Raw genomic sequence first — 12,033 nt, forward strand, 5'->3', positions numbered from 1 at the left:
CCCACAAGGAGTCCTCCTTGTCAACGACCCACCCCTTATTAACTCTGTGGGAGTTAATAACAGCCACTAACACGCGCCACCACGCCACCAACCCCGATCATAAACACCACGTTCTGGCCTTTATCCCTAGGTTGCGAGCCGCTCCTGGGCGTGGGCGATCCCCAACCAGGTGTGGCGGTTGTTCCACCAGCACCAGCCTAATTTGGCTGCATTTCGCTTTTCCACGCCATCCCTGCCTGTACCGTTACTGATCCACAGGGCAGGTGTCCTTGAGTCGAAGGACCCCTTCGGCTTCTCTTTGGGTTTACGGGTGGCGATTGTCATGAAGCAGTGATTGCGTTCAAGCACGCCGGGACCTGCGGCAGTGGGAGGACACTGCAGTGCCCACATAATCCCCTCAGTAGCGGTGATTGCCACCCGGTTCCTCCCTTGAATCTCAAAGAGAGCCTCGGCAGGTGTGGCATTCTCGAACTCATCACCACGTTGAGGATCAACCAGGAGGTACCAGGTTTGGTCCGGGAGGGTGAGGGCTTGCATGCCGTCATAGGAACGGAAGTCTGTGAGGTCGATGAGATCCTCGACGATGAACCCGGGTTTACTGTTGAGGACGACAAGGCGCATGAGTTTGTCGTACGCCTTAATCGGCCCTCCGGGCACAAGAAGAGAGCCAGAGGGTGCGGAGGGTGTGAGTGCTTCAGCAGCTGCCTGCACCGTTGAGTCATGCTGTCCGAGTATGTTGGGCACACCCAGTGAAACTAGGCGCTGCGCCTGGTCAATCAGAGAGGGTATCGCAAGATCTGGCCGCGTAGTCATGGGTCTATTTTTCCACGGGTGGCGTCTGGTGCCCAGGGTTCAAAGATAACTGCCCCTCCGGCTCTGCTGGGGAGCGGAGGGGCAGCCCTTGAATGAATCGGCCCTATCTAGGAGCGGTGGCGACCAAGATGACGGCTAGCGTACCGGTACTGCAGAATCAGGGCGGTGAGCCCGGTGGCTATCAACCCACCTCCTCCTGCAAGAAGGAGCAAACTTCCGGAGGCGCCGGTGTTGGGGAGCGCGGGCAGCACGGGATCCGGAAGGACGGGGGTCTTCGTCTCACCCTTTTCATCAGGGAGGCCCGGAACAGAGCCGGTAGCGGTGTTGTAGACCTCTCCGTTGCTAACATCCTTGGCTAGCACCGTATAGGTGTACTTGGGGTTGCTGAGACATTTTGCCGTAGATCCGGGCTTCAGAACAGTTCCTTCGGCGAGGCAGCCGACCCCGGAGACTCCGAGTAGGGCATCGGAGATGTACACCTGTCTCAGGTCCACATTTCCGGTATTGGTTGCTGAAAATGCATAGGTGATTTTGTCACCCCTTGATGCCTTCCCACCGGTGACGAGTTTGCCGCTGGCATCTCTAATGCTCTCCACTGACTTGGAGAATGTGAATGCAGGTCGCACAGTCGGAGTGGTGGTTGAGTCTGTTTCGCAGGTAAGGCCGAGTTTTGGATCAACACAAACTGTTGCAGTGTTCGTTACTTGGCCCGCGCCGATGTCCGCCTTATCTATGGTGTGGGTAAAAGTTCCCGGGCAGGTGGTGCTCTTCCCCGGGGATAGTGGTCCTTTCAGACACTCCAGGTCCTTGAGTCCCAACTTGAGGTCAGTGAGCTTGGCGCTGCTAAGAACGGTCTCTCCGGTGTTCTTCACCGAAAATGAGTAGATGATCTTATCGCCCTCATCGCCAAGCCAACCGTTCTCATTGGTGTCCTGGACCTCAGAGGACTTTGTAAACGCGAACGAAGGTCGACCCAGTTCGGACGTAACCTGGGCCTTGCACACTGACTGTGCGTCACTCTCACCGCAGACCCCATCGGCCCTGTTGGTGACGATGTTCGTGACGGAAGGAACCGCTGGAACCTCCACTACCTCTGCTTTGACAGTGTCAGTGAAGTTACCGGTTGAAGTGAGGAGTCTAGGTCCCCAGGTAATAGTTTGGTCTGACGGGTTGAAAACACCACCATTGGTTGCAGATATGAACTTCAGACCTTTGGGCAAGCTATCCGTAGTCACCACATTCGATATCGAGCGGCCATTTTTGGGACCGGGTGAGGTCGTGATCGTGTAGGTGATGACGTCGCCGAGAGAAGGCTTTGTCTGCCCTGACGGGAGGGAGCTGGTTGCTGTCTTGGTCGTGGTTAGAGCTAGGTGATCGGCCTCGCTCAAGTCTCCCTGACCCGTTGTGGCTCGGAGGTTCCAGACAGTCTGCCCGCTAATCGCAACGTTTGAAGTTAGTCGAAGGGAGTATGAAGTGTTTGGTAGGGCGCCGTACATGGTCGTCCTGAGGTTGACCGGGGTCGACCCACTTGCGCCGAGGCTTTGCGCGAGCTCACGGGTAACAGTAAAGGTTTGAGAAGTAGCAGTGCAGGGGTTGCCATCCGTGTTCCCAGCCATGTTGTAGATCCATCCATTCTCATCGGCCAGCTGGACTTGGACACGGCCTAAGCAGGAGGCGGTGAGCCCAGGAGCCAGGTTGCTGATCGTTACCTTCCATCCCGTAGTGGGAATCCGATTGAAGGCAACACGAATGACAGGGGTGACGGTGGGTTTGCCATCCCCGAACCCACCATTGGCCGTGGCTGACTCTATCTGCATCCCGATGGCGGGGACGACCCAGTTGCCGGTGGTCCTAGTTAATTCAGTCGCTCCACTGGTCGCGATGATCGGACCCGTGAAGGAGGTGCGTCGTTGTGCGCTAGTGAGTGAAAGTTCAAGGAAGCCCCTGATTTCAGCGTGGGTATCCACAGCGTCAGTGAGGATGATATCGATGCCCCAGCGGGAGGTTTTGCCCTGCTGCACCGTCTCGGTCGGCTGCGCCACAGCAAAGACGATGCCATTGGCATCCTTGATCTCGGTTGCTCTAGTCGAAGTGAAGAACCAGGGTGCGTTCAAAGTGATGGGGTAGACGTCTCCAGACCGCGCAGTGGGTGGAAGAGCTAAGTCAACGCGGATCCTAGGGCTGGCTGTTGTTCCAACCGTTCCCGAGGCCGGACTGATCGAAGCCGATAGGACTTCTTGAACAGGGGAGACCGCAGCGAGCATCGGAATGGGAGCCTGGTCAACCTCACGCCAGTGGGTCACTCCGGACCGGGTGACTACTTCTTCGCCCGTCTCCGGGTCGATGTCTATCCGAACATCGGCATGACCAGGTTCGCTGTAGATGACCCCCTCTTCACTGGTGCTACTTCGTGGTGGACCGGCGTCCGATTGAGATTGTGGGAGGGCCAGGGCGCTTCCGCTGCCGATCATGAGTGCCAGCAGTGCGATTGTAGTAGTCAACCTACCGAGAGGTCGTAGGTGTTGTTTGGTTCGAACCATTCCTTGTCTTCCTGATCTTGGTCATATCCGCCAATGCGGCGGTTCATGTCGCGGAACCAAAATAGGGGGGAGACAGGCAAGCCAAAATGCTTCGGCCGGGTCCCTGTGGACTGCACCGAACTCCCGGCTAAGGGGATACCGGGATTGAAAGCAAAAAGTACGCCCTGGGAAACCAAACGATTTCCCAGGGCGTACCCGGAGTAGTTGCGCTATCCCTCTTTCAGGGAGTGCGTTAGCGTCTAGTAAAGGTGTTGATGATCTCTACGATGCCGTAGATGACACCCGCGATACCGAGAATCCACCAGAGCGCGAATGTGGAGTAGACGGGTGAAAAGATAACCATCAGTCCAGCGAGGATCGAGATGATGGCGTAGAAGACCGTCCATCCCTTGGATGCGGACGATCCCAAGGAGGCGAAAGCCACAAAGCCCTCATAGATCCAAGTCACGCCAATCATGATCGCCATGAAGACGAAGAAGAACGCGGAGGTAGCCTGCAGGCTAGTCAGAGCAATGATGCCAGAAGCAACGAAAAGTGCTCCGACGATCAGTCTCCAGAACCGGGAACCGAATGCCATGCCGCGGCTGAAGAAGCTGGCTCCGACATAAACGATTCCGGCAACGATCACGTACACGGCAAAAATGCCGGTAACGATCATGGCTGTCTTCATCGGCCAAAGCAGAATCGCAATACCTGCGGCAAGGGTGATGAGGCCGAAGACGCCCATCGCCACTCTTAGCTTATTGCGAGTTCTCTCAATAAGAGTTTCACTCATTAGTCAAAATCTTTCATTTGGTAACTGTCAAGAGATCGATGCGGAAACCACAGTAGATCAGGAAAGTGTTTACTTAGCCCAGATCCTCAACATCCAGAAGGCCCTTCTGGTATGCCTTGGCCAGACGACGGGGGACGCGGACCTCGCGACCACCGACCTTAATCGTCTGCAGCTCAGTCAGCTTGGCCTTCCAAGCCGAACGACGGGTGCGGGTATTCGATCGCGACATCTTGCGCTTGGGTACTGCCATGGCTCTGTCGCTCCTTCCGGATCCTAGTGGTCTTTGCCCCTACTTAGAAAGCAATTGTGCTGCCATTCTTGAGGAGCTGACGTCGTAAAACGTCCATATTGAACTGCTCAAGTCTGCCACGGATTCGCGTCAAACCGCCAGTTCCTCGGGGAAGCTCCAGTGTGAAGTTAGTCCCGAGCCGTGTAATGATAGCCCAATGCTGACCTTAGTTGCGGGAACCCGGTCCGAAGTGGAATCTGAGATCAAGAAATCCCGTTTTCTTGGTTACCTCCAGCCCGTGTACTCAGTCGCTGAAGCCCGAGATGTCATCGGAGAGGTGAAATGCAGGTACCCTGACGCGCGCCACCATTGCTCCGCTTACGTCCTCGAGTCCGAAGGCGCCACCCCACAAACTCACTTTTCCGATGACGGAGAGCCAGCGGGGACAGCAGGGGCTCCCATGCTTGAGGTACTTCTCGGGCGCGACCTCGTCAACGTCGTGGCTGTTGTGACTCGCTACTTTGGGGGAACCCTCCTGGGAACCGGTGGCCTCGTTCGCGCCTACTCAGGGGCAACCCAAGATGCAGTTGCAGCTGCTCGCCTCGCCCGGATTGAAGACCTCCCCTCTTACCTAGTGCTCCTAGAGCCCGATGTTGCCGGTCGGGTGGAATCCGAAATACGCAGGCGCAACTGGACCATCGAGGGGACGACCTGGACCAACTACGCCGAAGTTTGCTTCACGGTTCCCCCGGATGAAGTAGACGAGGTCGAACCGCTTATATCTTCTTTAACGAGGGGAGCAGCCCAGGCTAGGCGCGGCCCTGATCGCAGGGTCGAAGTTCCGCTCTAAGACCAAATCGTCTTCAATCGACGAGCACTTTGTTGGTGGAAGTGGCTCAGGGACATATGATTTACGTGATCCATCACTTTCGTAATGAGACAGGGGTTCCCCATGGCCAAGATCTACCCGTCGATCGCCGCAACCGTAGGAAACACTCCGCTGGTCCAGCTTGGGCGGACAGTTCCCGAGGATGTCACCGTCCTCGCCAAAGTCGAGTACTTCAACCCGGGTGGGTCTGTGAAAGACCGCATTGGACGGCAGATTGTGGAGGCCGCCGAAGCGTCAGGGCAGCTTAGGCCCGGTGGAACTATCGTTGAAGGCACCTCGGGTAACACGGGCATCGCCCTCGCGATGGTCGGTGCAGCCAAGGGGTACAAAGTCGTTCTGGCGATGCCGTCTTCGATGAGTAAAGAGCGCCGGGCGATTGTCCGCGCTTACGGTGCGGAGCTCATCCTCACTGAACCGAGCCTTGGAATGAAGGGTGCCGTCGCAGCGGCAGAAGAGTACGTGGCAAGTCACCCGGGATCCGTCCTCGCCCGCCAGTTCGAAAACATTGCCAACGTTGAAGCACACATGCAGACAACAGCGGAAGAGATTTGGAATGACACTGACGGTGACGTCGACATCGTCATTGGCGGGATCGGAACGGGCGGTACCATTACCGGGGTCGGGAAGGTTCTTCGTGAACGGAAGCCGGAGGTCGAGATTATCGCCGTGGAACCGGTTGACTCACCACTGCTGACAAAAGGAACGGCCGGCCCCCACGTCATTCAGGGAATCGGCGCCAACTTCATCCCGTCAATCCTTGATCAGTCGGTGATCTCCGAGGTGATTGACGTGGAGGGCGAAGACTCGCTTCAGGTCAGCCGCGAAGTTGCTGCTGAGGAGGGACTTCTTGTGGGAATCTCTTCCGGTGCGGCGCTGGTCGCTGCCAAGCAGGTAGCGGCCCGCCCGGAAAACAAGGGAAAGACCATCGTCGTGATCCTTCCTGATGGTGGAGAGCGCTACCTGAGCACCAAGCTCTACGAAGAGTACATGGTGTGATTGAAGGCTCCGGACATTCTCAGAAGGCATAGGCAGAATCAGATGCGTGGTTTCTTTCAGAAGGCCCTCGGCCTTGTTCGCGAGGACGTTCAGGCAGCGATGGATCGAGATCCTGCGGCTGCCAGCCCCTTGGAGGTGGTGCTCACCTACCCCGGATTGCACGCGATCTGGGGCCACCGATTGGCCCACGCGGTATGGGGTAGAGGCCTGAAGTTTCCGGCGCGTCTGATCCAGAACTCGACCAGGTTCTTTACAGGGGTGGACATCCACCCGGCTGCAATACTGGGCCGCAGGCTGTTTCTGGACCATGCCGAGGGAGTCGTCATTGGTGAAACCGCGGTGGTGGGCGAGGACGTCCTCATCTTCCACCAGGTCACACTGGGAGGAACATCCAACGAACCGGGGAAACGTCATCCAACTGTAGGAGACAGGGTCGTTCTTGGGGCGGGTGCAAAGATCATAGGGCCCGTGTCGATAGGTGATGACGCCAAGGTTGGGGCGAATGCGGTTGTCGTACGTGATGTGCCTAAGGGCAAGGTAGCCGTCGGAGTTCCCGCCCGCTTGCTTGAGGAAAAGCGCCGCCACAAGGTTCACTGAAATCCCTCGGCAGTTGCCGAACTGGGACCTTTGAAGCAGCCAGATATTCGAAGGGTTCCGTTAAGCTGGGATCATGAGCGAACTCACACTTCAAGCGGTTCGGCAAGAGATTCAGGATGGCTTGCGCCGAGAAGGGTTGGAAACTGCAACTCTGACGTTTTACGACATTCCTGCTTTGGCTGCACTCTCGGTTAGTGCTTACGGTAATCCGCAGACTGCGGAGAGTCTGTGGGAAGCAACTGATGAGATGCGGATGTACTTTGACGGGGCCTTTGGGACACCTCGAGATGACTCCTTCATTGGGGCTTGGCTCGATGGTGAACTTGTGGGGGCCGTCTTCGGGGTTCTCGACTCACCCATTGATGGTGTCCCCCGAGGCCCATTTGTCATTGATCTGATGGTTGATCCAAGGTGCCGTCGCCAAGGCATTGCCAGCACACTTATTAGTGAGCTCGCCTCGCGGGTCGGGGAGTGGGGGTACGACGACCTCGCCCTGCAGCTTGACTTACGTAGATCACCCGAGGCACTGCAGCTTTACCGCAGCCTGGGCTTCTCCGAGCTCGGAGGGTAGTTCCTACTTCTGGCAGGAAGAACACCAGAATAGATTGCGTCCCTGCATCACCTTTGTCTTGACGGGTGCACCGCAGACTTGGCACTGCTGATCGGCGCGCTTGTAAACGAACCACTTTTTGGCTTCGAGGTCATCGACTTCGACCTCATCACTTACTAGTTCAGGAAGAACCGTGCGAATCCGCCCGTCTGTGACCCCGTCTTGTAAGAGGACGACGAAGTCATCCCAGAGGCGCTTCAAACGAGCTTCAGAGATGTTGTTCCCGCGACGGAACGGAGAGATTCCCTGCCGAAACAGAGCCTCTGCCCGGTAGATGTTCCCGACTCCGGCAGCTACTGACTGATCCATGACCAGCTCACCGATAGGACGGCGGCTGTTGCGGACACGGCGTAGGAACTCGTTGCGAAGCTTCACGGGATCTGTGGTGTGATCCAAGGGATCTGGCCCGAGACGATCCAACACAGCTTCGACACCGGCAGCATCAAGAACTTCACATCTGGTCGGCCCGGTTAGATCAGCTGCAACCCTATCTGTGACAATGCGTAGTCGCACTGCCCCGCGCGGAGGAGGAGGCGTCCATGTGTCATCCTCCGGGAAGTAGTCGTCTTTGTCGGCTTCGGTCTGCTCAACGCCCCGGGCCTCGGATGCTTCCGCTGTCACAACTTGGAAGGCATCCCCGCCGGTGTCGCCAAGATCAGGGAGGAGGGCCCCATCCCCGTAGAGTGCGGGTACCTCTCCGTTCAGTGAGGTGACCCTAAAGCCATTAGTTGAGTTCGAACCTGGATCTGGTAGACGAGGGGCCCCGATTGAAGGTGTCACCCTCATACCCGGGCTGCCGTAGAACCGCCACGAACCATAGAGGCCGAGATGTACGTGCAACCAGAGCTGAGTTCCTGTCAGCCATGCGCCTTCAGTTGCGAGACTTTCAGTGGCTGACGTAGTTCGCTGATCCTCAAACTCAAGGAAGAGATGCTTACCCACGGACTCGGAGCCGACCAGCGTCATTCCGTTGAGGCGAGCTGCCCCCTGTGAGAACCTCCCCTGCGGGGAGGAGGTCTCACAGGTACTTCCGACAAACCACTCGCTAAATGCGAGTGCCAATCGCCTCAGCGAGTGACCTTCCGGCATGAAAGACCGCTACTTCTTCTGGGGGGTGACGAAGTTGACGAGCTTGGGAGCCCGCACGATGATCCGCATTGGTTCTTGGTCCCCCAGGGTTCGCTTGACGGGTGAGAGCTCACGTGCCAGGGCCTCAAGGTCTTCTGCTGAGATATCGGCAGGAACCTCAGCTTTGGCACGAAGCTTGCCGTTGACTTGAACGATGCACGTCACGGTATCTTCCACCAGCAGCGACTTGTCCTCGACGACTGGGAAATCCAGCAGTGCGAGCGAGGAGTCGTGGCCCAGCTTCTGCCAGAGTTCTTCGGCAACGTGTGGGGCAACTGGGGCAACCATCAGAACCAGGGGTTCAATGACCTCCCTGGGGACGGCAGGTAGCCCGGTGAGGTGGTTGTTGAGGACGATCATGCGGGCGATAGCCGTGTTGATGCGCATGTGCTCGAACTCTTCGGTGACCTCGGTGACGGTACGGGCCAAAAGCCTGCGCGTCTGCTCATCAGCCGGCTGCTCAGTCACAGTCAGCTCTCCGGTTTGCTCGTCAATCGCATTGCGCCACAGACGCTGCAGGAATCTGAGGGAACCTGAAACAGCCCGGGTGTCCCACGGGCGCGACAGGTCTAGCGGAGCCATTGACATCTCGAAGAGACGGAAGGCGTCGGCGCCGTAGCGGTCACACATCTCATCCGGGGTGACGGAGTTCTTCAGCGACTTGCCCATCTTGCCGTACTCGCGTTCAACCGGTTCGCCCCTGTAGGTGAAGCCGGTTTTCTCATCGCCCTCTACCTCTTCGGCTGGAACATAGACACCGCGGGAGTCCTTGAAGGCGTAGGCCAGAATGTATCCCTGGTTGAAGAGTCGGTGGAAAGGTTCAGATGCTTCGACGTACCCCAGGTCAAAGAGAACCTTCTGCCAGAAACGTGCGTACAGCAGGTGCAGCACCGCGTGCTCAACGCCGCCTACGTAAAGGTCGACGCCCCCCTGCGGCTTCCCCTCGCGGGGGCCCATCCAGTAGGTATCATTGGTGCGCTCAATGAGGTGCTCAGAATCGTGGGGATCCACGTAACGCAGCTCGTAGTAGCAGGAACCGGCCCAGTTAGGCATCGTGTTGGTATCGCGGCGGTAGGTTTTCAGGCCGTCACCCAAGTCCAGCTCAACATTCAGCCAGTCTTCAGCACGTGTCAGTGGGGTTTCAGGTGAGGATTCTGCATCATCTGCGGCGTAGGTCTTGGGGGAGAAGTCATCCAGGTGAGGAAGAGTTACAGGCAGCATGGATTCAGGAAGATCATGTGCTCGACCGTCCTCGTCGTAGACAACCGGGAACGGTTCGCCCCAGTAGCGCTGGCGAGAAAAGAGCCAGTCACGTAGACGGAAGGTCGTAGTGGGCTCACCGATCTCACGGGCGGCTAGCCAGTCGATCACTTTGGCAATGGCTGCGTCCTTACCCAGCCCGTTGATCGAGAAACCATCGTGCTCGGAGTTGATAATGACGCCGTCCCCAGTCCAGGCGGACTCATCGATGCTGAAGCCCTCAGGGACCTCAACGCCCTCAACTCCGGTGGGGTCAATCGTCTGGATGATGTCAATATCAAACGCCTTAGCGAAGGCGTAGTCGCGGTCATCGTGTGCTGGAACCGCCATGATGGCCCCCGTGCCGTAGCCCATCAGGACGTAGTCAGCAACGAAGACCGGAACGAGGGTCTCATTCACCGGGTTGACGGCATAGATGCCTGTGAACACGCCGCTCTTGCCACCGGCCTCAGCCTGGCGTTCAGCATCGGTCTTAGCGGCAGCCTGTGCGCGGTACTCCGCAACGGCCTCCGTAGGCGAAGCGAAACCACCAGTCCAAGCTTCGCGAGCACCCGCAGGCCACTCGGCTGGTACAGCGTCGGTTTCTAGCAGCGGGTGCTCCGGCGAAACAACCATGAAGGTGGCGCCAAACAGGGTGTCAGGACGGGTCGTGAACACCTCTAGCTTCCCGTGGTCAGGCACTGTGAAGTTCACCTTGGCACCCTGCGACTTACCGATCCAGTGACGCTGCATCAGGCGGACCTTCTCAGGCCAGTCAATATCTGACAGTGCTTCTGCAAGCCGATCAGAGTAAGCCGTGATCCGCATGTTCCACTGGCGCAGGTTTCGTGTGAACACAGGGAACCCACCGCGCTCTGAAAGCCCCTCGGAGGTCACCTCTTCATTCGCGAGAACAGTTCCCAGCCCGGGGCACCAGTTCACCGGAGACTCAGACAGGTAGGCCAGGCGGTACTCCGAGAGAACGTCACTTCGTTCGCCCTCGTCAAGATCAGCCCAGGAGCGACCATCTGTGGTGAGGCGCTTTCCGGACTCAAACTGAGCCACCAAATCGGCGATTGGGCGTGCCTTACCCTTCGATCCCTCTTCGTTAGGCATATCAGGGTCAAACCAGGAGTTGTAGATCTTGAGGAAGATCCACTGTGTCCACTTCACATAGTCATCATCAATGGTGGCGAGACCGCGGCGCTGGTCATGCGACAGGCCCAGGCGACCCAGCTGCCGCGCAAAGATCTCCATCGCGTGCTCAGTTGTGACGCGGGGGTGCTGCCCGGTCTCAATCGCATACTGCTCAGCCGGCAGACCGAATGCGTCAAAGCCCAGGGTATAAAGGACGTTCTTCTGGTTCATTCGCTGGTAGCGCGCCAGAATATCCGTGGCGATATAGCCTAGGGGATGGCCAACATGCAGGCCCGAGCCCGAGGGGTAGGGGAACATGTCCATAATGAACCAGGGCTGAAGCTCAGCGCGTGGACCCGCTAGATCACCCGTCGGGTTATCAGCGTTGAAGACACCGTCACGGGCCCAGATTTCCTGCCACTTCTGCTCAATTTGTTCCGCCATCTTCGCGTCGTAACGGAAGGGGGGAGTATCCAGTGCAGATGTGGTGCGCGCGCTATCAGACATCGTTTACTTTCCTCCTGAAATGTTGCCAGTTCCAAGGTTAGCGCAGGGCCCCGACATCTCCGTTTCTCATGGGGACAATGAGAGAGAATGTACCCATGAGTACTGTTTTTGAACTGATAATGGGCGGCAAGATTCCAGGGCGATTTGTCTGGTCCGATGACATATGTGTTGCCATCATGACCATCGAGCCCGTTACCACGGGCCACGTCCTAGTCATTCCACGGAGTCCAGTTGATAAGTGGACGGACCTAGAACCGGCCGACCTCGACCATCTGATGCGAGTCGCTCAGATTCTTGGCAAGGCGCAGGAACAGGCCTTTGATGTTCCACGTTCCGCTGTGATTATTGCTGGATTTGAGGTACCCCATGCTCACATCCACGTCATCCCGGCCCGGTCGGAAGCCGCAGCTTCGCTAAGTAATGCTCGAGCCGAGGACGCAGTAGCGCTAGATGAGGCCGGTCATGCTCTACGTGAAGTTCTTCGCAACCAGGGACACACGGCTCACCTGCCACTTGTCATGGAGTCCCCGAGGACGTTCTGACTCCTAAGCTGAGACCAGTAAATGAATGAGG

General features: G+C 57.5%; 12 protein-coding genes. 5 read left to right on the forward strand and 7 right to left on the reverse strand.

Annotation, left to right across the window (positions count from 1 at the left end):
* Positions 1–126: 126 nt before the first annotated feature.
* The 5 genes from CS903_RS06095 to rpmF all read right to left on the reverse strand — a co-directional run bounded on the left by CS903_RS06095 (position 127) and on the right by rpmF (position 4,378).
* On the reverse strand, positions 127–813 hold the full coding sequence (locus tag CS903_RS06095; RefSeq protein WP_099332673.1) for a DUF5701 family protein: 687 nt from the start codon (positions 811–813) through the stop codon (positions 127–129).
* Positions 814–920: 107 nt separating this feature from the next.
* Entirely contained in the window at positions 921–3,314 is a 2,394-nt protein-coding gene (locus CS903_RS06100; protein ID WP_164996697.1) for a CLIPPER-2 domain-containing protein, read from the reverse strand.
* On the reverse strand, positions 3,311–3,433 hold the full coding sequence (locus tag CS903_RS09605; RefSeq protein WP_277984875.1) for a hypothetical protein: 123 nt from the start codon (positions 3,431–3,433) through the stop codon (positions 3,311–3,313). The genes CS903_RS06100 and CS903_RS09605 overlap by 4 nt, the downstream gene beginning before the upstream one ends.
* Positions 3,434–3,585: 152 nt before the next feature.
* Positions 3,586–4,128 (reverse strand): HdeD family acid-resistance protein, encoded by a 543-nt coding sequence (locus tag CS903_RS06105; protein ID WP_099332675.1) that lies wholly within the window; start codon positions 4,126–4,128, stop codon positions 3,586–3,588.
* 73 nt (positions 4,129–4,201) lie between these two features.
* Entirely contained in the window at positions 4,202–4,378 is a 177-nt protein-coding gene (gene rpmF / locus CS903_RS06110) for a 50S ribosomal protein L32 (protein WP_099332676.1), read from the reverse strand.
* A gap of 196 nt (positions 4,379–4,574) precedes the next feature.
* Here rpmF and CS903_RS06115 point away from each other — a divergent pair, with 196 nt between their 5' ends.
* The 4 genes from CS903_RS06115 (at position 4,575) to CS903_RS06130 (ending at position 7,410) form a co-directional block, all read left to right on the forward strand.
* The gene (locus CS903_RS06115; protein ID WP_099332677.1) at positions 4,575–5,207 is read left to right on the forward strand and encodes an IMPACT family protein; all 633 of its coding nucleotides are present in this window, start codon (positions 4,575–4,577) and stop codon (positions 5,205–5,207) included.
* Positions 5,208–5,309: 102 nt separating this feature from the next.
* On the forward strand, positions 5,310–6,242 hold the full coding sequence (gene cysK, locus CS903_RS06120; protein WP_099332678.1) for a cysteine synthase A: 933 nt from the start codon (positions 5,310–5,312) through the stop codon (positions 6,240–6,242).
* A 42-nt stretch (positions 6,243–6,284) separates the two neighbouring features.
* Complete coding sequence (gene cysE, locus CS903_RS06125) at positions 6,285–6,839, forward strand: serine O-acetyltransferase (RefSeq protein WP_099332679.1); 555 nt, start codon at positions 6,285–6,287, stop codon at positions 6,837–6,839.
* 73 nt (positions 6,840–6,912) lie between these two features.
* Complete coding sequence (locus CS903_RS06130; protein WP_099332680.1) at positions 6,913–7,410, forward strand: GNAT family N-acetyltransferase; 498 nt, start codon at positions 6,913–6,915, stop codon at positions 7,408–7,410.
* A 3-nt stretch (positions 7,411–7,413) separates the two neighbouring features.
* Here CS903_RS06130 and CS903_RS06135 read toward each other — a convergent pair whose 3' ends face one another.
* On the reverse strand, positions 7,414–8,511 hold the full coding sequence (locus tag CS903_RS06135; RefSeq protein ID WP_242491777.1) for an Fpg/Nei family DNA glycosylase: 1,098 nt from the start codon (positions 8,509–8,511) through the stop codon (positions 7,414–7,416).
* A 36-nt stretch (positions 8,512–8,547) separates the two neighbouring features.
* On the reverse strand, positions 8,548–11,460 hold the full coding sequence (gene leuS, locus CS903_RS06140; RefSeq protein ID WP_099332682.1) for a leucine--tRNA ligase: 2,913 nt from the start codon (positions 11,458–11,460) through the stop codon (positions 8,548–8,550).
* A gap of 95 nt (positions 11,461–11,555) precedes the next feature.
* Here leuS and CS903_RS06145 point away from each other — a divergent pair, with 95 nt between their 5' ends.
* The gene (locus tag CS903_RS06145; protein WP_099332683.1) at positions 11,556–12,002 is read left to right on the forward strand and encodes an HIT family protein; all 447 of its coding nucleotides are present in this window, start codon (positions 11,556–11,558) and stop codon (positions 12,000–12,002) included.
* Positions 12,003–12,033: the final 31 nt, after the last annotated feature.

The sequence above is a fragment of the Actinomyces minihominis genome (assembly GCF_900187855.1).
Lineage (GTDB): Bacteria > Actinomycetota > Actinomycetes > Actinomycetales > Actinomycetaceae > Scrofimicrobium > Scrofimicrobium minihominis.

Excerpts from the sequence above, each read along its gene's own strand:
- CS903_RS06115 (WP_099332677.1), top strand. The coding sequence starts at position 4,575 with ATGCTGACCTTAGTTGCGGGAACCCGGTCCGAAGTGGAATCTGAGATC.
- CS903_RS06095 (WP_099332673.1), bottom strand. The coding sequence starts at position 813 with ATGACTACGCGGCCAGATCTTGCGATACCCTCTCTGATTGACCAGGCG.
- CS903_RS06145 (WP_099332683.1), top strand. The coding sequence starts at position 11,556 with ATGAGTACTGTTTTTGAACTGATAATGGGCGGCAAGATTCCAGGGCGA.
- leuS (WP_099332682.1), bottom strand. The coding sequence starts at position 11,460 with ATGTCTGATAGCGCGCGCACCACATCTGCACTGGATACTCCCCCCTTC.
- CS903_RS06105 (WP_099332675.1), bottom strand. The coding sequence starts at position 4,128 with ATGAGTGAAACTCTTATTGAGAGAACTCGCAATAAGCTAAGAGTGGCG.
- cysE (WP_099332679.1), top strand. The coding sequence starts at position 6,285 with ATGCGTGGTTTCTTTCAGAAGGCCCTCGGCCTTGTTCGCGAGGACGTT.
- rpmF (WP_099332676.1), bottom strand. The coding sequence starts at position 4,378 with ATGGCAGTACCCAAGCGCAAGATGTCGCGATCGAATACCCGCACCCGT.
- CS903_RS06130 (WP_099332680.1), top strand. The coding sequence starts at position 6,913 with ATGAGCGAACTCACACTTCAAGCGGTTCGGCAAGAGATTCAGGATGGC.
- cysK (WP_099332678.1), top strand. The coding sequence starts at position 5,310 with ATGGCCAAGATCTACCCGTCGATCGCCGCAACCGTAGGAAACACTCCG.